Genomic DNA, 21205 nt, shown 5'->3' on the forward strand with positions numbered 1-21205 from the left:
ATGCCCCTCCAGGGTCTTGGCCCGGGTGTTGTGGTGAGTGTCGTGTCGGCTTGCGTTACAGCGGTGATTCATTCGAGCGCCGTGGCGCCCTGTGTTTCTTGTCGATTGAGGTCGGCATACGAGACCCGCGCGACGCCCCTCAAACCCTGCTCGAGTACCTCGCTCAACGACTCGCCGGAGCCGAGATAGGCATCGCCGAAATCGACGCCGAGGCGGGTCGGGTGAGCGACGATTTCCAGTACGCCGTCGCTGGGCACGCTGGCATTGCGCAGGTCTACCGGGGTGCAGACGTAATCAGCGGAAACCCGCGCCAGACTCTGCAGACGGCCATTGAGCAAACCTTTGAATATGCGCTTGGGCAGCGTGAGGTTGTGCCCGAGGTTGCGCGCCAGCCGGATCGGTACGCCTTGCTCGGCGGCAAACTTCGCGACGACTTCGCCGATCGGCCAGATGTTGTGTACGTGCTGGTGGGAGTCGATGTGGCTCGGGCGCATCCCGTGATCGACGCAGCGTTGCCATTGCGCCTGCAATTCGGCGTGCACCGCGTCACGGTCTGCGCGACCCAGCCACAGGCTGTGGCGGGGCAGGTTGAGGTCGAACACGCCGTTGCCATCACAGAACGCCCGCCGCCCCAGGATCGCCTGGCTCAACGGGCGTCCGTAGGTCAGGTTGAAGTGCAGGCCGATCCGACCTTCCAGTGCTGGATGCCGAGCCATCGCGCAGGCGGCTTCGAACGCCGGCATGTTGGCCATGGCGGTGGCCGAGCTGATCAGACCGGCCTGAAAAGCTGCGAAGATCACCGCGTTTTCATTGGCGCTGAGACCGAAGTCATCAGCGTTGACTATGACTTGGCGAGGCATGGCCGCCCTCCGGAGTGATTGCGACAGGTTGCACCAGTGCTGCAGTTTTTTTGTTTGCACGGCGGGCTCGCCACTGCTGCACGGCGGGCTTGCAGCGATACCAGATGCGCAGCGCCAGACCCAATGCCAGCCCACTTGGGCGCCACGAATAGAAACTCCAGCGCCAGTGTTCCAGTTGCCCGGTCATGCGCTCGTGCAGTTGATGGCTGGAGTTTTCCAGGCTCACCCGTGACGCATCGATCCAGCGCCAGTGCTCATCCAGGCCCCAGCGAATCCATTCCTCCAGCAACACCCGGCCACTGCCCAGGTCGGCGTATTGCGGCAGGAATGCAAGGTTGTAATCGTAGAGCCGGCCCTGTTCGAGCAGGCCGAGGCGATAGCTGATGCAGCGACCGTTCAGCTCGAGCATCACCACGCGCACCAGGCCTTGGCCGGCGAGGGCGGTGAAGGCGCGTTCGATCCATTGGCGACTGCGCGGTGTGGCGAAAATCCCGACGCCTTCATCGCCTTTCCAGCTCACCGCCTCGACTTCGCCGAGGGTCTGCAACAAGGCACCCATGCTCAGCGCATCCGGGGTGATCCGGCGAATCTGCGCACCGCACGCGGCAATCCGTTTGCGTGCCCGGCGCAGTTTGTAGCGCGGGTCGCCCGAGACTTCCTGATGGTCGGCTTCGCTGATCAGATGCACCGGCACCCGGCAGCTCAGGCGTCGTTCGGCCGTGGAGCTGCGTGCCATCCATGCGGTGACGGCACTTTCTTCTCCCGCCGGTTCCGACAGCTCATTGAGTTGCAACAGCGCATGCGGCAGACGCTGGCGAATCAGCACCAGCGCTTCGTGCATGTCCTCGCCGCCGAGCAGCGACAGCAAAGCCAGACGATCGGCCAGCGGATAACCCAAGTGATGCAAGACCCGAAACGGCACGCCCGCGAAGCGCTCGCGGCTGGCCACCAGCGGCAGGCACAGACGCAGTTCTGCGGCTTCCCAACCGAGCAGAATGTGCAGGCGCTGGTCCTCGCCCAAAGCCTGTTCCGCCGCGCACAACCAGCCGAGGTTGTTGAACGGCGTATGGTCGGCCACGCCCAGGCGCAGCGTTTCATAGGCGGTTGCCGGGAAGTCGGCGGCGCACAGGGACGTGCGCCATTCGAATCGCATCACCATAGGTTCAGGCCGCCGTTGCGTTGACAGGTGGACGGGAAGTTTTACCCAGCGCCGCCAGGCGCGAACCGCTGTAGCGGGTTTCGCGATAGAAGCGCCAGCGACCGAACAGCGTGTAGATATTCATGATCCGCTGTTGTTCGGTATAGCTCATGCGCAGGTGCAGCTTGAGCGCCGGTATGTTGGTCGACTCACAGACATCGACCACTTTGCGGCAGCCCTGGGCGGCCATGGCTTCCCACAGGCGCAATTGCAGGTCTACCGACAGCTCCGTCCCCCAGTACGCCCGGGCCAGTTCGCCACCGAACTCGAAGAACTCACCGGGTTTCACCGGGAACCGGCAGCCGTAGTAATGCCGGTCGAAATAATCGCGCGGGGTGCCCCAGATAAACGCTACGGCATCGCCTTGCTCGTCGACATGCATGTGCCCGGTATGGCCCTCTTTGGCCAGCTCGGCCATCGTGCCGACACGGTCGCCAAAGTAGCGTGCGAAAGCGCTGGCGTTGTCCGCCGTAATCCTGACCACGCGCAGTGGCGGATAGGGTTTGAGGCGGTGCGGCGGCACCGGGCTGACCAGGTCGCGCTCCATCCACAGCAGTTGCTGATGGGAAAAAATGTACAGTTTGCGGATCTTGCCCAAGGTCGCTCGCAGGCCTTTCCGACGAATATGTCCGCTGAGTTTTTGCAAAACATCCATGGTCTCTTCTCCTGATGAGGGTGCCATGCGCGGCATCAAGCCCGCGCGGCAGAGCATCGAAGGGCGGCTCATGAAGCGCTCCAGCTCAGGGCAAACAGGGTTTGTCCCGGCAGTTCGAAACGCACGCGCCCGTTGTCGCAGGCAAACGGTGCGTCGCGGCTGCGATTGTCGGCGCCGAAGTACCGCAGCGCGCCATGGTTCAACGGGCAGCGGGCGCCGCTCAGATCGACGCGTTGCAGGCGCGTTCCTTTGTTCACTCCGAGCAACGTGCGCTGCTCGTCGCCGGCCATCGCCAGCACATCCACCTCGAAGGCGTCGTTGTCCAATTGCAGCACTTGCCGCAGCCAGTGGCGGGCGATGAATTGCTGGGCCAGACCGACCGGTTTCAGCTCGAAGCGATCCTCGCCCAATACGCGCAACATGCCTTTGGGGTATTGCGGCTCATCGGCGGCCTGAAACCAGTTGAGCATGCTCAGCAAACCGTCCTGCGAGGCGTTGATCACCACCGACGCCCACCACAGCGAGGTGTAATGGGTTTCCTGATCGTAGGGGCTGAGGCTGGAGCCGCTGGACAAGTTGGTCTGATCGAGGAGCAAGGCCTTGCGCGGCTGACCATTGGCGTCGAGGCCGACCAGTTCGGCGGCGCGCCGCACACTGTCGCGGTAGACACGGGTGGCGAGCAGATCGCGAATCATCCATTCATGCCAGGCCAGTGCATCGATCTGGTCGGCTGACTCGCTGAGCAGGCGCCGCGCCCAATCGATCCCGCGCTTGCCCGCCGCGTTATCGGCGAACGGGCCGTTGACCAATCGCGAACTGGCCGGCATGGCGATGCGTACACCGGCGCGGGCATTCGCCGGGTCGCTGCGCACCTGACGGGCCATGCTGGCGAAAATCGCCTGATATTGCCCATAGCTGGAGTAGTTGAGATTGGGCTCGTCGGCAAAGCCGATGTAATGCGTGCCGTTGCCGCCGAGGGCGCGGGTGCTCGCCAGCCAGGCGTCGAGGCCGCTGTTGCTCTGCACGTCGGCGCGCAGATCGGCCTGGCGCTGACTGCCAGCCAGCAGGGTGATGTCGTTGCGAATGCCGAAGCGCTGCTGATAGACCCGGCGGAATGCGTCCTCGAACTGCGGATTCTGCGCGGTGACGTCGACAAAACTGTAATAGCTCGCCGCCGTCGGCTTCAGCGCATCGAGCAGCGCATGGCTGGCCGCTGGCGGCATCACGTAGGGCAGAGCGATGCCAAGATCCGGCGTGCGTCCAAGGACTTTGTCATGCAGTACCAGCCGCACATCTCCGACCTCTTCGCGCAGCGGTTGCAGTTGCTGCGGATTCTGCGCAAACAGATTGGCCGTACCATCGAGCCAGAACGCCGCTTTGCCGCTGCCTTGCAGTTGCAGGCGCCAGACCTGCTCGCGCGGGCTGACCGGCAACGCAACCTGATCGAACTGCCAATAGGCGCGATAGGGTTTCAATGCGAGGGTCAGCGCCTGGTGGTCGCCGACCTGCTGCGCCTGCAGTGCGGTGACGCCGCCATGGAATTTGCCGGCGAGCACCGCGTGCTCACCGGCCGCAACTTTGAAATACAGCACGTCGCCATTCTTGCTTTCGGCACTGAAGTGCACTTTGGCCGGGGCAAACAAGGCGACGGTGCGCTCATCGTGTTCGATGCGGTAGTGGCGGAAGCTGTAGCCAGGAATTTCCAGCCGATAACTCGCCGCACCGGGCAGCAGCGGCCAGCGCTGACTGCCACGGGTTTCGCTGGCCTTGATCAAGCGTTCGCCGAGCAATTTGCCGCGACCGTCGAGCAGGTAGAGCTGCTCTTCATTGGCATCCGCTTGCCACGCCGGGGTCCAGCGCACAGTCACGCTGTCGGGCTGATCGGTTTGCAGAAACAGACTGCCGTCACGAATCTCGCCCCAGCGCATCGACGCCGCCAAAGCGTCCAGCGACAAGCCGAGTCCGAACAGCAGGTACCAGCCTTTCATGCCGGCTTCCTCTGCAGCATCGACCACATCGGCAGCACGTCGCGGGGCAGGATGATCAGGGTTTGCCAGAACGGCACGCCGCTCAAACGGCAATACAGCACGAGCATGGCCACGGTCACTGCCAGATAGGCGATCGATGAGGCGGCAGCGGCGCCGACAATGCCGTAGGCCGGAATCAGTATCAGGTTCAACGCCAGATTGAGCAGCGCGCCCAGGCCCATCAACAACGACACCGTGCCGGGGCGATTCTTGCCCAGCAAGTCCAGGCGCAGAATGCTCGCGTAGCACAGGCCCAGCAGGCCCGGCAGCAACGCCAGCAGCGCCGGATATGCCGGCTGGTAGGCAGCGCCAAACAGAGTAACGATCAACCATTCGCCGATCACGGCCATGCTCAGGCAGGCGCCGAGCATTACCGTTGCGGTCAGGCGCAATGCCAGCGGAGTGACCTTGTCCATGCCTTCATCCTGTTGCAGCAGGCGCTTCATCAAGGGTGTGGTCACCGCTTCGGGGACGATCAGCAGCAATTCGGCAGCAGCGCTCGCCATGGCGTAATGGCCCAGCGCGGTGCTGCCGAGCAGGGCGCCGATGAACAGGTAATCGGAGCGCAGAATCACTTGCTGAAACAGCAGATCGGGATGGCTGCGCGCACTGAAGCGCAGCAGTTCGTTCTGGCTGGCGCGATCCCATTGCAGCTGCAAGGGCTGCGCCCGCTTCAGCCAGACCCAACCGGCGAGCACCACCAGACTGATACCTGCCAGCCAGCTGATCAGCGCCGCCTCCAGCGCTGCGCTCTGCCACATCCAGAACAGCGCGACGAACAGCAACAGCGGCGCCAGCGATTCGATCAGCCGCAAGACGTTGAACGCGACCACGCCACCCGAGGCGTTGTGCAGTGTCAGCAGGCCGCTTTTCAACACGGTCAACGGCACCGCCAAAAGCAACAGCCAGGCGAGCAGGCCCAGTTGCACGGTCACGTCCAGCTGCGCGCCGAATTCGCGTACCAGCGCGACCACCAGCAATGTCAGCAAACCGGCCAACAGGCAACCGAACACCAGTACTTGGCTGAGCAGCAAACCCATCGGCCGCTGCTTCGCCGCCTGATAACCGACCGCCGCATTCAATCCGCCGCTGGTGGCGGCGCTGATCAGATCCGGCAAAGTGCTGAGCAGGGCGAACAAGCCGCGTTCGCTGGGCCCGAGAATCCGCGCGAGCAACACGTTGCGCAGCAAACGCAGGGCGATCATCGCCAGTTTGGTGCCCATGCTCAGCGCCAGGTGCTTGAGGTAGTTGCCTCGGCTCATGGCCGCGCTCCCCGGTAGATCCGCCACGACAGCAATTGCGGATGGCGGGCGGTGCGCTGGCTGACGCCGAAACGCGGCAGGTTCAACGGGTCGCCGTCGCCGCGATAGATCCCGGTGCCGGTGCCCAGCGCAAACGGGTAATCATGATCGGCGACCTGCTGGCGCACGCGTTCATCGTTGTCGCCGTTGGGGTAGCAGTAAACCGGCAACGGTCGGTTGCAGCCGTTGTTCAAGGCGTCGCGGCTGCGGCGGATTTCTTCGCTCAGGCGCACGTCGTCGAGGCCGGTGAGGATCGCGTGGCTGGCGCCGTGCGGGCCGAAACGCACCAGACCGGAGGCTTCCATCGCACGCACCTGATGCCAGTCCAGTGCCTGTGGCAGAGCGTCTTTCGGGCATTCGTCGGTGAGCTGTTCCAGCTCCTGCGGCGCCAGGCTTTTCAGCCCTTGCAGGTAATGCAGCAACGCCAGACTGCGGCGCTCGACATCGATGTCATCGAGCAGCACTGGCAGCGGATGTTTGCACGCGTGCAGGCATTCAATCAGGTGCATGCGCGCCTTTTCACCGTGGCTGCCCCAGAGGGTTTCGCCGAGGCTTTCCCACCAGAACCGTTGGCGACTGCCGATGAAATCGGTGGAGAGGAAAATGCTCGCTGGCACTTGATGTTTTTGCAGCAGTGCAAACGCGTTGACCGCGTTGTCGCGCCAGCCATCGTCGAAGGTCAGCGCCACGCGCGGGCGTTCGCTGCGCAAAGCGTTGGGCTGGAGGATTTCCATCAGCGGCACGCAGTCGAAATGCTTGCGCAGCCACACCAGCAAATGCTCGAACGCCTTGGGCCCGACGCACAATTCATTGCGGTGCGGCAGGTCGGCTGCGCGGTCATTCGACAGCACGCGGTGCAGCATCAGAATCACCCCGGCGCCCTGCAACTGCTGACGACCCACCGGGGAGTTGAGATAGAGCCAGCCACTGGTGCTTTTTATCAGTTGTTTGATCGCCATGGCTTCGGTCCTCTTAACGGTTCTGTTCCGGATTCCACTGGGCATACCGCTGGCCACGCAGGAACTGCCACAGGCCAAGACTCATCCCGGCGAGGGTGACCAGCAGAAACGCGGCGAGGCGGAACGGTTTCGGCAAGCGGTGTTGCCCATCCAGCAGCCCGGCAATCGCCACGCTGTAGCCGAACAGTTGCGCGATCAGGCTCAGGCGATAGAAGCCGTGTTCTTCCCACAGCCAGCAATTGCTCAGCAGCAACGGCAGCAGCAGCACCGGCGCCAGGCGGCGGATCAGTTTGTGGCTGATCAACGCCAGGGAATACAGGCCATGCTTGAGCGGATTGAGCAGCTCGCGGCGCTGGGCCAGGCTTTGCAGGCCACCGACGGTAACGCGCTGCCGGCGGCGGAACTGTTTGTCCGCCTCGTCGACACCATGGTCGATCACTTGCGCTTCGGGCACGTAGACGATGCGCTTGCCGGCCACCGGTGCGCAGGTGCTGATAAAGAAGTCGTCGTTGACTTCGGCCGGCACGTTCTGGAACAGTTCGCGGCGTAACGCGAGCAGGGCGCCGTCGGCGGAGACCATGCAGCCGGTGCGATTCTCGACCCGGCGCAACCAGCCTTCGTAATGCCGATACAGACTGTCGCCGATGCTCAGGCCGCCTCCGGTGACTGGTATCACCATGTGCCCGGCGCAGGCGCCGACCTGCGGATCGCTCAGCGGCGCGAGCAAGTGGCCGAGGGTATCGCGCGACCATTGGTTGTCGGCATCGGTGAACACCAGAATGTCGCCGCTGCTCAGGGCCGCGCCGGCATTCAACGTGGCGGCTTTGCCCTGACGCGGCAGGTCGAGGACGGTGATGCGCGGATCAATCACTTTGTGCGCGCAGGCCACGGTGTCGTCCGTCGAGCCGTCGCTGGCGAGGATGATCTGCAGCGTCGCCGGTTGATAATCCTGGGCCAGCAGCGTGCGCAACTTGTGCTCGATATGCCGCGCCTCGTTGTGCGCAGCGATGACGATGCTGACGTTCAGCGGCGGTGCCGGCGTGTGTCGCCACGCCGGAAACAGCGGCGCGAGGATCGTCAGCAACAGCGGGTAGCCGACGTAGGCGTAGACCGGCAGCAACAGGCACATCCAGAAAATGAATTCAGCCACGGGCAGGCCTCCTTGCGTTCCACTGACACAGACTCAGGATGAAAGCGGCGCCGGCCAGGTGCAGGCGCAGCCAGTGCAGGCCCCACAGTTGCAGGGTAAAGACCGGATCACGGTGCTTGATACTCTGGCGAACGCTCAGTACCAGACCCGGCATCAGGGTCAGCGTCACCATTAGCGCCGCGTGGTGCGGAAAACCGTCGAGCAGCGCCGAGATCGCCAGAAAGTCCAGCAGCCAGACGAACAACGACAGCATCGGGAAGCGCAGCAGGCGCAGGCTCATGCCATGGGTGCGCAGCAGTTGCAGATGGCTACCCTGACGCCACATTTCTTTGCCCATCCATTCGCGCCAGTTCATCTCGTAACCCCAATGCAGCGCGACGAGGTCGTTGACCGACAGCAGGCGCGCGCCCTGTTCGTGCAAGCGCAGGGTGAATTCCTTGTCTTCGCCAGTGCGCAGGGCCTCGTTGAAACCGCCGACCTTGTCGAACCATGCGCGACGCATCAGCAGGTTGGAACTGGGCAGCCAATCGACGCTGTGGCTGGCGCGGTGCGACGGCTGCGAAGTGCGGCGCTGCCAGGCCGTGGCGAACCATGGCGCCTCGGCCGGCGTGTGCAGGTCCAGGCCGAACACATCGGCCTGGCCACTGGCCTCGATGTCGAACGTTGGCTGCAGCCAGGTTTCCGGCATTTCTACGTCGGCGTCGATGAAGGCCAGCCAGTCGCCGCTGGCGATCGCCGTGCCGCGATTACGCAGCGCACCGATCAACAGCCCCGGCAAACTGAGCACGGTTGCGCCGAACTGCCGGGCAATGTGCGGGCCCTGGTCGTTCGAACCGTTGTCGACCACGATCAGCTCGCACTCGACATTGGCCGCGTGTGCGGCTTTTTGTGCGGCGAGCAGGGTTCGGCCAATGTGCCGCGCCTCGTTGTACATCGGAATGACGATGCTGATCCGCTTCATGCCTGCGTCTCCGTAGTCAGTGGCGCCTGCTCGGCCTTGACGCGCAGCACGCTGGTCAGCGCCAGCATGATCCACACGTACTTCTGGTTCGGCGCGCTGAGGAACATCAGGAACAGGGTCAGCGACAGAAAGCTCACACCCAAATGGGTCATCATGTCTGCCCTGTGTCCATCACCGCGCAGCATCCACGCCGCCCGCGCGCGGATCAGGTTGTACAGACCGAGCCCGAGCATGCCGACGAAGAACAGCCCGGCGGGCACGCCCAGTTCGCTGAAGATTTCCAGATAGGTGTTGTGGGCGCGGCGGTACAGGTCGCCGATCTTGCGGTTGGCGGAAAACGCCTTGGCGTAACCGGTGGTCGCGTAATGCAACGGGAAGGTGCCGGGGCCGGAGCCGAGCACCGGGTGCTCGCGGATCATCTGGCTGCCGACGACGATGTAGGAAGCACGGCGCCCGAGGGATTCGTCCTGCGCCTTGGAGCCGGCGCTGAGGATGCTCAATGACTGGATCCGCGCCAGGTAACCGGCCGGCATGGCGTAGATCGCCAGCGGAATCACGATGGCCGCACCGAGCATGACGAACCCCAGGTGCCGTGGACGAATGTGGGTCAGTTGCGCGCGGTAGTGCCAGATGCCGATGAGCAGGCTCAACGCCAATACCACCAGGCCTGAGCGTGATTCGGTCTTGGTCATGCCACCCAGCAACAGCAGGCAGCAGGCGCCCCAGAACAGGCGGTGCAGCAGGTTCGGGCTGCGGATCACCAGCAGCAGTCCGAGAGGAATGGCGAAGGCGATGAGCATGGCGAAGGCGTTGGGGTCTTCGAGCAGGCCGGCGGCGCGCCCCTGATCCTGGAACTTCGCCGAGAACATCGCCATGGCGCTGGTCGCGGTGACGGCAAGGGTCACCAGCCGGGCGAACAGGTCGAGGTTCAGTTCGCGGCCAATCAACAACGTAATGACAAACAGCACCAGACCAACGCTGAGTTCGCGCAGGTGTCCCAGCGACATGCCCATGTCATCGGTATTGAGCAGGCTGAGAAAATACAAAACCATGAAGCCGATCAGGCAGTGCCACAGATTGCTGCGCAGGCGCTGCGACGGGATCTGGTGCAACGCCAGTTGCAGCATCACGATCACCGCCAGCGAGGCGCCGAGCAATTTGCTCCCCGATACTGAGCTGTCTTTGAAAAAACCTTCGAACGGCACCAGCGCGGCAATGCCGAGCAGGCCCCAGGTCGGCTTGCGGTACAGGACGGTAAAACCGACCAGGCCAATCACCGCTCCCGGAGCCAGATAAGGCCAGGGACTGGCCAGCAAACCCAAGCTGACCAGAGCGAACAGACTGACGATCGAGAGCGGGAAAATCATGTGCGTGCCTCCCGTGCCGTGTGGATGTACAGCTGCGACCAGCGTTCGGCCAAAGCCTTGAGGTCGTAGCGTTCCTGTTGTGTACGTTTGGCGTTGTCGCGCAACTGCGCTGCCAGTTTCGGTTCGGCCAGCAGTGTGTCGAGCTGGCGGGCGAGGGCGGCGGTATCCGTCGGCGCGGCGAGCAGGCCGTTGTGGCGGTCCTGCAGGACATCGGGAATGCCGCCGACCGCGAACGCCACCACCGGCACCCCGGCCTGCATCGCTTCGAGCAGAATCATCGGCGTGCCCTCGGTGCGCGAGCTGATCACCAGCGCATCGAGTTGCTGCCACCAGCCTTGCATTGCCGTCTGATAGCCCGGCAGGCGAATCCGCGGCTGCAAACCGGCAGCATCAATGCGCGCCTGCAAGGCCTCGCGTTCCGGGCCGTCACCGAGCATCACCGCGTCCAGTTGCGGATGCTGGTGACACAGGCCGATCAGCGCATCGAGAAACAGGTCCGGGCCTTTTTCACTGCTCAAACGACCGACGTACCCGACCAGCCAGCGTTGCCGGTCTGCCACCGGCTGCATCGCCGGCGCGGCTGGCAAACCGTTGGGTATCACCTGCAACTTCTCCGCGCGGACGTTGGCCTGGAGGTGCAGCGTGGCGATGCTTTGCGCCACGCAGACCACCCGTTTCACCGACGCCGTGCGGCACAGTTGCAGGCTCAACCAGGTGTAGAACTTCTGCTTGCGACTGCGCGGCGTGAAGCCGTGCTGAGTGATCACCAGCGGCAGGCGCAACAGCGTGGCGCCGACCCAGCCGAACAGCAGCCCTTTGAAGTTGTGGGTGTTGAGCAACGGCTTGTCGCCCCGGCGCTGACGCAAGTGCCGCAACAGCTCCCCCAGCCCGGCACAACCACGGGCGTCCACCCCGGCTTCACGAAAGCGCGCGATCAGTTCTGGTGGCGCATCGAGGAACAGCACCTGGTGCTGTCCCGGCGTTGCCAGGCAATGATCCAGCAACATCCGCTCGGCCCCGTAGAAGCCGCCGCTGCTGAGCAAATGAATGATCGGCAGGGCGACGATTGGGGTGGACACCGCGTTCAATTGCGCACCCAGTGAACCAGGCTCGGCATGGTCCAGTTCTTGTGCGGATTGCCCGGCTGCGACGTTTCTTCGTTGAGCACCAACAGGACCGGAAGGCCCAGCTCGTGGCTGATTTGCGCCGGATGCTTGAAGCGGTGATCAAAGAACTCACGCACGTAGACGAAGGCGATCGCCAGCAGCAGGCCGGTGAACAGCCCGAACGGAATGATCAGCAGCGGTTTCGGGAACGCCGCCTCGGTCGGTTCGAACGGTGGGCTGAGTACCCGGGCGTTGGACAGGTCATCGTTGAGCGAGCGCGTGGTGCTGCTTTCGGCAAAGCGCTGGGCATAGGTCGAAAACGCTGCGTGCAGCGCATCGATCTCGGTGTCCATCTGACGCAGTTTGCTCTGGGTCTGTTGCAGGTCGCGGATGCGGTTCTTGAACTCGGCGATGCGCGCGGTTTTCTGCTCGATCACCTGCTTGACCACGGCCAGGTCGGCGGTGCGTTCCTGGATGCGGTTGCTCACCACTTTGAGAAACTGCTGACGGGTGCGGGCGATCTGTTCGCGAGTCAGCAGCATCGGTTCGCTGCCGGGCTGGAACACCGCCAGATCGTTCATGTAGCGGCTGACCTGACTGGTCAGTTGCTCGCCCATCTGTTTGATTTCCCGGTCCTCGAACGCCACATTGTCGACGGTGGTGGTGAAGGTGTAGGGAAAGGTGTAGTCGTTGAGTTTGCTGCTGCTGGCGGCGGCGAGCGCGGTTTTCAGATATTCGAGCCAGCGCTGGCTTTGCAGCAGGCGATCCTGATACAGGTTCAGCGCCTGTTCTTCAGTGTTGATTGCATTGAGGCGGAAGGTGATTTCTTCCTTCGGATCCGCCGCGCCGACATTTTCCAGCAGCGCTTGGCGGTTACCTTCCAGACCATCGAGACGCACCTGATACTGGTGCTTTTTGGTCTCGTAGAACGACTGCGGCAAATCGATCGATTGCAACGCCTGACGGCTGACCAGATAGTTCTGCAGCAGGGCGCTGACGAACGTCGTGCCTTGGCGCGGATCCGGGAAGCTGTAGGTGATGGAGATCACGTTGGAGCCGGGCAGGGTTTCGATTTTCAGGCTGTCGACGGCTTGCTGGGTCAGGGCGTCGAGGGTGGTGTCCCGCACCGGATCGGTTTCCATGCCGAGCCCGTTGCGCAGCGGGTTGATCACGTACTCGCGCAGCGGTGTCGAGACGTAGCGCTTGAACGGTTCGCCGAGCAACTTGGCGAACACCCCAGGTGGCGGGCTGTATTCACCGTTGTCGCGCAGTTCGCTGATGGTCTGACGGATCAGCGCTGGCGAGCGGAGGATGTTGCTCTCGGTTTCCATGTCCGCCAGTGACGGTGGAATGAAGGTGGCATTGTCCACCGTGAGCGACGTGGTGGCGTCACCCTGAGAGAGTTTTTTCGACTGTACGATGACCTGCGCGGTGATGTCGAAGCTCTGTTTGAGCAGCAGCGGCAGGAGCAGGGCGATGACTGCAAAGGTCAGGAACACGCGCTTCACCAGTTGCTTGTTGGCGAAGAAGATCCTGAAGAACTCATGCAGGTAGTTTTCCTTTGGGTTCATGTCGGTCACCTGTGAGTTAGTTGTCACTGTCTTTGTTGTCGACGCGGTAGCCGAAGCTGAAACCGACGCCCTGGAACAGCACCACATCAGCCAGTTGGCGGGCGAGTTCGCCGGCGCTGGCCAGTTTGGTTTTTGGCACGTAGAGCATGTCGTCCGGTTGCAGGTAAGCGATTTGCGGAGCATCGCCGGACAGGGCTTTTTCGACGTCGTAGCGCACCGCTTTCACCTGATTGCCGTTGCGCCGCATGATCACCACCGAATCCAGCCGGGCCTTGACGTTGGTACCGCGCGCCAGGGTCAGCGCCTCGAGCACCGACACCGGCCGGCGGATCGGATACGAGCCCGGTTGTGCGACTTCACCCAGCACGTAGATCTCGTTGCCGGCGGTGGACTTGAGCAGCACGTCCACAGTCATCCGGCCCGGCAGTTGCGCGTACTTTTTGTTGAGGAAAGTTTCCAGTTGATTGACGGTCATGCCTTGCAGCGGCACGGCGCCGATTTCCGGAAAACTCGCGTAGCCGTCAGTGCCGACGGTGATCTCGCGGCTCATGCCGGTGGCCGGGTGGTTCAACGCGCTTTTCAGGTTCTGCTCATTGCTCAGAGGGCTGATGATCTGCACGGTGAGCTGGTTGCGGTTGGGCTGGAAGAGTTGTTTGCGCTGATAGACGCGCTGGATTTCCTGACGCGCTTCTTCGCTGGTCAATCCGGCGATTTTCACCGAGGTGTTGGCGCCCGGCAGCTCGATGGTGCCGTCGGGCAGCACCAGTTGATTGCCGTTGAGCTGGCTGGCGGCGGTGAAGTTCAGACCGATCTGGTCGCCCGATTGCACGCGGTAAGCGTCCGAGCCGCTGGTACTGATATGGAAGATCACGTCCAGCACGTCCTGCGGGCGCAGGGTCTGCTCGATCATCGGCATATCGGTCGCCTGGGCGTTGGCCGGGGAGGCGGTGAGAATATTCACCGGCATGTTCTGGGTGTCGGAAGTGCTGGAGCAGCCCGCAAGCGGCAGCAACAGCAGGACAAGCATTCTGGCGTTCATGGCGTCATCCTTTGCGTTCGCTTACAGGTTTTTGTAAAGCCATTTGGGCATGTAGTACTTGCGCCGGTTGAACACGCTGCCGACCACGTTCGCTCCGGCCTGAGTCAGGCGTTGCACAGCGGCCTGGGCGACTTCCCAGCGGGTGTCTTCAGCGCGGACGACAAACACCACGCCGTCGACCTGAGTGCTGATGACCAGGGTGTCGGCGGCGGAGTACACCGCGTCGCCATCGATCACCACGAAGCGGTACTGGCTGCCCAACTGGTCGAGCAACGGGCTCAGGCGCTCGGCAGTCAGATGCTCCAGCGTGCGGATCGGCCGGCCGTTGGGCAGCACATGGAAGGGCAGGCTCGACACCTGCACCACGCAGTCCTGCAACAACGGCGGGTTGTCCGGGTTGAACAGCAGGTCGCGCAGGCCGCGCTCCTTGCCGAGGTTCATCTGCTGGGTGAGGTTGTCCGCCGACTGGCTGGCGTCCACCAGCAGCACCTGGCCGCTGCTCATCTGCGCCAGTTGACTGGCCAGTGCCAGCGCGCTGGTGGTGGTGCCGGCGCCGGGATTGGCGGCGGTCAGGAACAGGATCCGCAGATCGAGATCCAGCACGGTCGACGTCAGATTCGATTCGCTGGGGCTGGCGATGCTCAGGCTTTTATTGGTTGAACCGTCCATTAGCTTGCTCCGTGGCCGCTGAATACTTTGAAGGGGGTTTTCAACAGAATCTTCAGATCAAGCAGAAGGCTCTGCTCGGCGATGTAGCTGAGGTCCAACTCAACGCGCTGGTCGAAGTCGATGTTGCTGCGTCCGGAGATCTGCCACAGACCGGTCATGCCGGGGTAGATCGCCAGACGCGCGAGGTGATTGTCCTTGTAGCGGTAGGCATTGAACGAGGTCGGACGCGGGCCGACCAGGCGCATGTCGCCGGTCACCACGTTGATCAGGTTCGGCAGCTCGTCGAGGCTGGTGCGCCGCAGAAAGCTGCCGATGCCGGTGACCCGAGGGTCCTTGTCGATCTTGAAATCGATGGCGTCAGCGCCGTGCTTGTTCAGGTGGCGCAGCGATTCTTTAAGTTCTTCGGCGTTGCTGACCATGGTGCGAAACTTGAACATGCCGAACTTGCGCCCGCGATAACCGGTGCGCTTTTGGACGAACAGCACCGGCCCCGGGCTGGTGAATTTGATCACCAGCGCCAGGCCCAACAGCAAGGGCGAGATCAGCAGCAGAATGGTCAGCGCACCGAGGCAGGCGACCACTCGATTGGTCCGCGACAGCTGCCATGGGCGGCCACCATCGCGGCCGCTGAGCCAGCCGCGACCCTGGCGATGAATCGCTGCGTCGAGACGCATGCGATGTTCCGGGTCGACGCGCTTGTCAGGGCGCATCTGTGCAATCGACACACTTTTTTCATGTCCAGTCATGGCGTCCTCCGCATTCATTCAGCCGCAAGCGGCGCACGGGCAGTGGGGTAGTAGTCGCGGAACCAGGCAATGAAGCGGCCCAGTCCTTCATCCAGTTCTATCCGGGGCTGGAATCCGGTGGCCTGGGCCAGATCGCTGGCTTCGGCGCAGGTGTTGAGCACGTCGCCCGGTTGCAGCGGCAGCAGCTCGACAATGGCTTTCTGGTCGAGGTGTTTTTCCATCAGCGCGAGGTAGGTTTTCAGCGCGACCGGCTGCTGCCCGCCGATGTTGAACAGGCGCCACGGCGCCATGCTGCTGGCGGGGTCGGGCTGCTCGCGATCCCACTGCGGGTTGGCCTGCGGTGGCTGATTGATCAGGCGGGCAATGCTTTCGATGATGTCGTCGATGTAGGTGAAATCGCGCTGATGCTCGCCGTAATTGAACAGCTTCAGCGGCTCACCTTCGCTGATCGCCCGGGCGAACTGGATTGGCGACATGTCTGGCCGGCCCCAAGGTCCATAGACGGTGAAAAAGCGCAGGCCGGTGCAGGGAATGCCGAACAGATGGCTGTAGCTGTGCGCCATCAGCTCGTTGGCTTTCTTGGTGGCGGCGTACAGCGACAGCGGATGGTTGACGCCATCCTTGACCGAGTAAGGCGTGTGCTGGTTGGCGCCGTACACCGAACTCGACGAGGCGTAGATCAGGTGCTCGACCGGGTGATGCCGGCAGCTCTCGAGAATGTTCAGGAAACCGTTGAGGTTGCTGTCCAGGTACGCCCGTGGATTGTCCAGGGAATACCGCACCCCGGCTTGCGCGGCCAGATGAATCACCACTTGCGGCTGCTCGCGGGCAAACAATGCGTCGATGGCTGAAGCGTGAGCCAGATCCACAGTGGCGAGCTGAAAATCGCCAACCTGCTCGCGCACCCACTGCACGCGGTCATGCTTGAGTTGCGGGTCGTAGTAGTGATTGAAATTGTCCAGGCCAACCACCGCATGCCCGTCGCGCAGCAAGCGCAGGACGCAATGGGCACCAATGAAACCGGCGGCACCGGTCACCAGAATCTTCATGGCCGTGGCCCTTCAGGGGCGATGTGGCGCAGACCGATACCGCTGTAATGCAGGCCGGCGGCGGCCACTTGTTCCGGGTTGTAGAGGTTGCGGCCGTCGATGATCACCTTCGACCGCAGCTTCTCGGCGAGCAGCTCGAAATCGACCACGCGGAAGTTTTTCCACTCGGTGCAGATCACCAGCGCGTCGGCGTCTTCGAGGGTGTCGTCGCGTGTGGCGCACAGGTGCAGGTCGTTGCGATAGCCATAGAGGCGCCGGCATTCGGACATGGCTTCCGGATCATAGGCCTGCACGCTGGCGCCTTCGGCCCACAACGCGTCCATCAGATAACGGCTGGGGGCTTCGCGCATATCATCGGTGTTCGGTTTGAACGCCAGGCCCCAGACCGCAATGGATTTGCCGGCCAGGCCCTGAGGAAACTGCGCGCGCAATTTGCTGAAGAGGATGTGCCGCTGGCTGTCGTTGACGTCGGTGACGCTGCGCAGCAGTTTCAACGGCATGCCGTTGTGTTCGGCGGTGTGCAGCAGCGCCCGCAGGTCCTTGGGAAAGCACGAGCCACCGAAGCCGCAGCCCGGATAAATGAAGTGGTAGCCGATGCGCGGATCGGAGCCGATGCCTTTGCGCACCGCCTCGATATCGGCGCCGAGCAGTTCGGTGAGGTTGGCCAGTTCGTTCATGAAACTGATGCGGGTGGCGAGCATCGCGTTGGCCGCGTACTTGGTCAGTTCGGCGCTGCGGTTGTCCATGAACATCAGTTTTTCGTGGTTGCGGCAGAACGGCGCGTACAGCTCGCTCATCTGCTCGCGGGCAGCGTCGTCGCGGGTGCCGATGATGATCCGGTCCGGGCGCATGCAGTCGGCGAGGGCGCTGCCTTCCTTGAGGAATTCCGGGTTCGACACCACGCGTACCTGCAGCTCGGTTTTGCCCCGTTGCAGCAATTCGCTGGTGGCTGCGGCCAGAACCTGATCGGCAGTACCGACCGGCACGGTGGATTTGATGATCAGCGTGCGATCGGCTTCCATCAGTCCGGCAATCTGCCGGGCGACGTTGAGCACATGGCTGAGATCGGCGGAGCCATCCTCGTCCGCCGGAGTGCCGACGGCGATGAAGATCAGCTCGGCATGAGTCACCGCATCGCTGGCTTGGGTGCTGAACGACAGGCGCCCGGCCTTGATGTTTTCCTCAAGTGTTGCGGACAGGCCTGGCTCACTGATGGGCGGCACCGCTTGTTGCAGTTGTTTGATCTTGTTCGGATCAATATCAATGCATAAAACCCGATGGCCGACATCGGCAAGTGCGGCGGCTTGTATAAGTCCGACATAGCCAGTGCCAAATACGCTCACGTCCATCTGCGCACCTCAAATAAAACCAGAAAAGTTAACTACGGGATGAGATTGTTAAAGGGGTATAGCGCAGGGTTGGAAAAGCGTGTCAGCAAAATGACATGTTGCACGGGTATAACACTTGAGGGCTTTTTGGCGATTGGCCATCAAGTCATTGCTGCGATTGAATTTGTTGTTTTTTTGCAGATTTGTTCAGATTTAAAGTAACCGACAAGCGGTCGAAAGTATTGGTTTTAAAGGGGTTTCCAGATTTTGTGTGTCAGATTTGAGGCACCGTTTTTTTGACGGTCAATCCGGCTATCAGTCAATTCTTGCGCTTTTAGGGGTGGGTGCTAGTGTCAGGGTCTGACCGACAAAGCTTTGACATCCAGCCATTTCTGCCCGCCCGGTATCGCCATGTTCAGATATGCCAAAGAACTCCTTTTAGTTGTCTTTTTGCTGTTGTATTCCGACTATTACCTGGAGCGGTTAAATGCTATCGGGTGGAGTTTGAATGCACTTGTTTTTGGCGCGGTGTTTTTGGCGCTGACTTTAGCGTTATATCTGGCTGCCTATATAAGGCAAGCTCTCGTTCGACATGCATTCGCATTAACGATGTTTGCGGCGGCGGTTTTTTTCGATGTCTATACCCGGGTCACTGCGGATTACCTGAGGTACAGCGATTTTGTCTCGCTGGTGTATTCCGGTGGCTTCATTCAGGAAGCCGCCTATCAGTATCGCGACGCGATCCTGCGCGCGGTGCTCAGCGGCTTGCTGCTGTTGTTCGGCATCGGGCTCAAGCCGCGTCATCCACTGGTCGTACCGAACACGTTGCGGATCGCGGCGCCCATCGTCGGTGTGTTGATGCTCAGCGCTCTGTTGTTTTTGCGTGCGGGAGAGGGCGCCCGGGGCCTGCCGATCATGTACACGCCTTTGGCCTATTTGAATCTGTTTGCCTATGAAGCGCTGCACGACACTGTCGGCCCGCGTGAGACGGTCACACTGGCGCGCGCCGCGCCTGCCGTCGGCCACGACATCGTGCTGATCATCGATGAAAGCATTTCCGGCAATTACCTCGACATCAACGCGCCGTTCGGCGTGCACAGCAACCTCAAGCAGGCGCCGGCCGGGGTCGATGTCTTCAACTTTGGCTACGCCGCGTCCATTGCCAATTGCAGCGCAGATACCAATGTCACCTTGCGCTACGGCGGCACTCGCGCCGATTACAGGCGCATCAACAGCACGCAGCCGTCGATCTGGCAGTACGCGAAAAAGGCCGGGCTCGGCACGGTGTACATCGACGCCCAGCGAACCGCCGGCAACCTGCAGAACCTGATGACCGCCGCCGAGAAAAACGACATCGACAGCTTTGTGCAGTTCGACCAGACCAGCGTCCGTGATCGCGACATGGCGGCAGCGGCGAAGCTGATCGAATTGCTCAACGACGAGCGTCCCGAGCTGATCGTGATCAACAAGGTCGGCGCGCATTTTCCGGTGCACGACAAATACCCGGACGCGTTCATGGCTTACCGGCCAACGCTGCCACGCGGGCAGTTCACCGAAGTCGCCGACACCGGGGAACGTGCCGGTTTCAACGGCCAGCCGGATGACTGGGTGCTGTATCGCAACGCCTACAAGAACACGCTGTTGTGGAATGTCGGCGAGTTCTTCGCCCGGGTCTTTGCCCAGGCCAATCTGCGCAACGCGCTGCTGATCTACACCTCCGATCATGGCCAGGATCTGCATGAACGCGGCAACCCGGGTTTGAATACCCATTGCGGCGGCGACCCGGTGGAAGAGGAGGGGCTGGTGCCGTTGGTGGTGATTCAGGGAAGTGGGCTGCAGACGCCGGACTGGGCGGCGAATCTGCCGGCCAACAAGGACCGCTCCAGCCACTACAACATTTTCCCGACGCTGTTGCAGGTGATGGGTTACGACCTGGCGGGGATTGAAGCGCTGTATGGCAAACCGCTGAGCGTACCGACGGCGGATGAGTTCACCTTCAACTACCGCTTCAATGCGCGGTTGGGGGCCAAGCCCGAGTGGAAGCATATTGATCTGGGCAGCATCGTTACGCCTGAGCGGGCGCCTGCCACTGTGGCTTCGGGGCAGTGAGTTTCAGGTCACTCGGGCGGGCCTCTTCGCGAGCCTGCTCGCGAACAAAAACAGCACAGCCAGCGAGAATCTCAACCCTTGATGAACCGCGCCCGATATACGCCCGGCGCGCACCCCAGCCAGCGCAGACACGCCCGGTTGAATCCCTGCACATCGCTGTAACCCAACCGATCCGCCACTTCCACCAATTCCAATGCCCCGGCCTGCAACAGGTCCTCGGCCCGGTAGTGGCGATACTCGTCCAGCAGTTCGCTGAAGGTCCAGCCCAACGCCTTCAGGCGCCGTGCCGCCGTGCGCTCAAGCACATGCTGCGTTGCGCAGAATTGCTGCCAGTGCGCTGTCGCCAGATCCTCGATCAGGTAATCGCTGAGCTGTTCCAGCAAGGTCGGTTCACTGTGACGGCGGGTCTGCTCCAGCAAATCGATCAAGGTTGCTTCCAGCGCCGGATTGCCCGGCGTCAACGGCATTGCGAACAGCTGCGGATCCAGTTGAATCGCCGCGCATGACTGCTCTGCGCTCACCGGGGCGCGGAACGCTGTTTCGTGTTGTTCGCGGCTTGCCGACACCAGCGCCACACCCAGCACCGGGTCACCCTTCAAACCGCTGGCGAGCAACTTGCGTCGCACCAGGCTGCACAGGCTGACAAGGATGTAATCGGTCAGCGCTGCCGGAGCACCGAGACTGCCCGTCTCGAGCAGACGCAGCGTGACCCCACGGTGTTCACGCATGATCTCCATGCGCAAATACCCGTTGAAAAACGCAAAATACTCGGCGAAAAACTCGCAGGCACGTTGCAGCGACACGGCGACATCGAACAGATAGGTCAAACCGTTGGTGGCGGTCGAAACAAAGCGTTCACCCGCCGCCAGACCGATCGACGGATCTCCGCTCTGCTCCACGGCAAACGACCAGAAGCGCCGCGACATCAGCAGCGGCATGCGCATGAACGGCGTGCGCAGATCAGACAGGCTGCGGCGCAGTTGGGCTTCGATTGCGCCTTGGGTAATGCCGCGCGCGAGCAATTCTTCAATGGCCGGCAACAGGGTCGGCGCGTAAAAGGCATTGGCGGCGAACGGCGTGAATTTGCTCATCGTGCGCAGGCTCTTGCGG

At 62.2% G+C, this 21205-nt stretch carries 18 protein-coding genes; 1 reads left to right on the forward strand and 17 read right to left on the reverse strand.

Annotated elements, in window-relative coordinates; translation table 11 throughout:
* Nucleotides 1-68: 68 nt before the first annotated feature.
* The 16 genes from AEQ63_RS14905 to AEQ63_RS14980 all read right to left on the reverse strand — a co-directional run bounded on the left by AEQ63_RS14905 (nt 69) and on the right by AEQ63_RS14980 (nt 18007).
* Nucleotides 69-860, reverse strand: coding sequence for a carbohydrate deacetylase (locus AEQ63_RS14905; protein ID WP_064363958.1), 792 nt, complete (start codon nt 858-860; stop codon nt 69-71).
* Nucleotides 832-2019 (reverse strand): GNAT family N-acetyltransferase, encoded by a 1188-nt coding sequence (locus tag AEQ63_RS14910; RefSeq protein WP_064363959.1) that lies wholly within the window; start codon nt 2017-2019, stop codon nt 832-834. The genes AEQ63_RS14905 and AEQ63_RS14910 overlap by 29 nt, the downstream gene beginning before the upstream one ends.
* A gap of 4 nt (nt 2020-2023) precedes the next feature.
* On the reverse strand, nt 2024-2713 hold the full coding sequence (locus tag AEQ63_RS14915) for a hypothetical protein (protein ID WP_064363960.1): 690 nt from the start codon (nt 2711-2713) through the stop codon (nt 2024-2026).
* 68 nt (nt 2714-2781) lie between these two features.
* Nucleotides 2782-4701, reverse strand: a complete 1920-nt coding sequence (locus AEQ63_RS14920) for a hypothetical protein (RefSeq protein WP_064363961.1) — start codon at nt 4699-4701, stop codon at nt 2782-2784.
* Nucleotides 4698-6002, reverse strand: coding sequence for an oligosaccharide flippase family protein (locus tag AEQ63_RS14925; RefSeq protein ID WP_064363962.1), 1305 nt, complete (start codon nt 6000-6002; stop codon nt 4698-4700). Before AEQ63_RS14925 ends, AEQ63_RS14920 begins: the two co-directional genes overlap by 4 nt.
* Nucleotides 5999-7000, reverse strand: a complete 1002-nt coding sequence (locus AEQ63_RS14930) for a polysaccharide deacetylase family protein (RefSeq protein WP_064363963.1) — start codon at nt 6998-7000, stop codon at nt 5999-6001. Before AEQ63_RS14930 ends, AEQ63_RS14925 begins: the two co-directional genes overlap by 4 nt.
* Nucleotides 7001-7013: 13 nt before the next feature.
* Nucleotides 7014-8150: a glycosyltransferase family 2 protein gene (locus AEQ63_RS14935; protein ID WP_064363964.1), complete on the reverse strand. Its 1137-nt coding sequence runs from the start codon at nt 8148-8150 to the stop codon at nt 7014-7016.
* Nucleotides 8143-9111 carry a glycosyltransferase gene (locus AEQ63_RS14940; protein WP_064363965.1) on the reverse strand — a complete coding sequence of 323 codons (969 nt, stop codon included), beginning with the start codon at nt 9109-9111 and terminating at the stop codon, nt 8143-8145. The genes AEQ63_RS14935 and AEQ63_RS14940 overlap by 8 nt, the downstream gene beginning before the upstream one ends.
* Complete coding sequence (locus AEQ63_RS14945; RefSeq protein WP_064363966.1) at nt 9108-10478, reverse strand: O-antigen ligase family protein; 1371 nt, start codon at nt 10476-10478, stop codon at nt 9108-9110. The genes AEQ63_RS14940 and AEQ63_RS14945 overlap by 4 nt, the downstream gene beginning before the upstream one ends.
* Nucleotides 10475-11566: a glycosyltransferase family 4 protein gene (locus tag AEQ63_RS14950; RefSeq protein WP_064363967.1), complete on the reverse strand. Its 1092-nt coding sequence runs from the start codon at nt 11564-11566 to the stop codon at nt 10475-10477. Before AEQ63_RS14950 ends, AEQ63_RS14945 begins: the two co-directional genes overlap by 4 nt.
* On the reverse strand, nt 11563-13155 hold the full coding sequence (locus AEQ63_RS14955; protein WP_064363968.1) for a GumC family protein: 1593 nt from the start codon (nt 13153-13155) through the stop codon (nt 11563-11565). Before AEQ63_RS14955 ends, AEQ63_RS14950 begins: the two co-directional genes overlap by 4 nt.
* Nucleotides 13156-13171: 16 nt before the next feature.
* The gene (locus tag AEQ63_RS14960; RefSeq protein WP_064363969.1) at nt 13172-14194 is read right to left on the reverse strand and encodes a polysaccharide biosynthesis/export family protein; all 1023 of its coding nucleotides are present in this window, start codon (nt 14192-14194) and stop codon (nt 13172-13174) included.
* 21 nt (nt 14195-14215) lie between these two features.
* Entirely contained in the window at nt 14216-14863 is a 648-nt protein-coding gene (locus AEQ63_RS14965) for a CpsD/CapB family tyrosine-protein kinase (RefSeq protein WP_042609496.1), read from the reverse strand.
* Nucleotides 14863-15609 (reverse strand): sugar transferase, encoded by a 747-nt coding sequence (locus AEQ63_RS14970; protein WP_042609497.1) that lies wholly within the window; start codon nt 15607-15609, stop codon nt 14863-14865. The genes AEQ63_RS14965 and AEQ63_RS14970 overlap by 1 nt, the downstream gene beginning before the upstream one ends.
* Nucleotides 15610-15623: 14 nt before the next feature.
* Complete coding sequence (locus AEQ63_RS14975) at nt 15624-16658, reverse strand: NAD-dependent epimerase (RefSeq protein WP_064363970.1); 1035 nt, start codon at nt 16656-16658, stop codon at nt 15624-15626.
* The gene (locus AEQ63_RS14980; protein ID WP_064363971.1) at nt 16655-18007 is read right to left on the reverse strand and encodes a UDP-glucose dehydrogenase family protein; all 1353 of its coding nucleotides are present in this window, start codon (nt 18005-18007) and stop codon (nt 16655-16657) included. Before AEQ63_RS14980 ends, AEQ63_RS14975 begins: the two co-directional genes overlap by 4 nt.
* A 390-nt stretch (nt 18008-18397) precedes the next feature.
* Between AEQ63_RS14980 and AEQ63_RS14985 the strand changes: the two genes are divergently transcribed.
* Nucleotides 18398-20095: a sulfatase-like hydrolase/transferase gene (locus AEQ63_RS14985; RefSeq protein WP_064363972.1), complete on the forward strand. Its 1698-nt coding sequence runs from the start codon at nt 18398-18400 to the stop codon at nt 20093-20095.
* A gap of 71 nt (nt 20096-20166) precedes the next feature.
* Here the strand turns inward: AEQ63_RS14985 and AEQ63_RS14990 are convergent, their stop codons facing one another.
* Nucleotides 20167-21186 carry an AraC family transcriptional regulator gene (locus AEQ63_RS14990; protein WP_064363973.1) on the reverse strand — a complete coding sequence of 340 codons (1020 nt, stop codon included), beginning with the start codon at nt 21184-21186 and terminating at the stop codon, nt 20167-20169.
* Between the last annotated feature and the right edge of the window lie 19 nt (nt 21187-21205).

This window comes from Pseudomonas sp. RIT-PI-o (genome assembly GCF_001297215.1).
In the GTDB taxonomy this organism is placed as follows: domain Bacteria; phylum Pseudomonadota; class Gammaproteobacteria; order Pseudomonadales; family Pseudomonadaceae; genus Aquipseudomonas; species Aquipseudomonas moraviensis_A.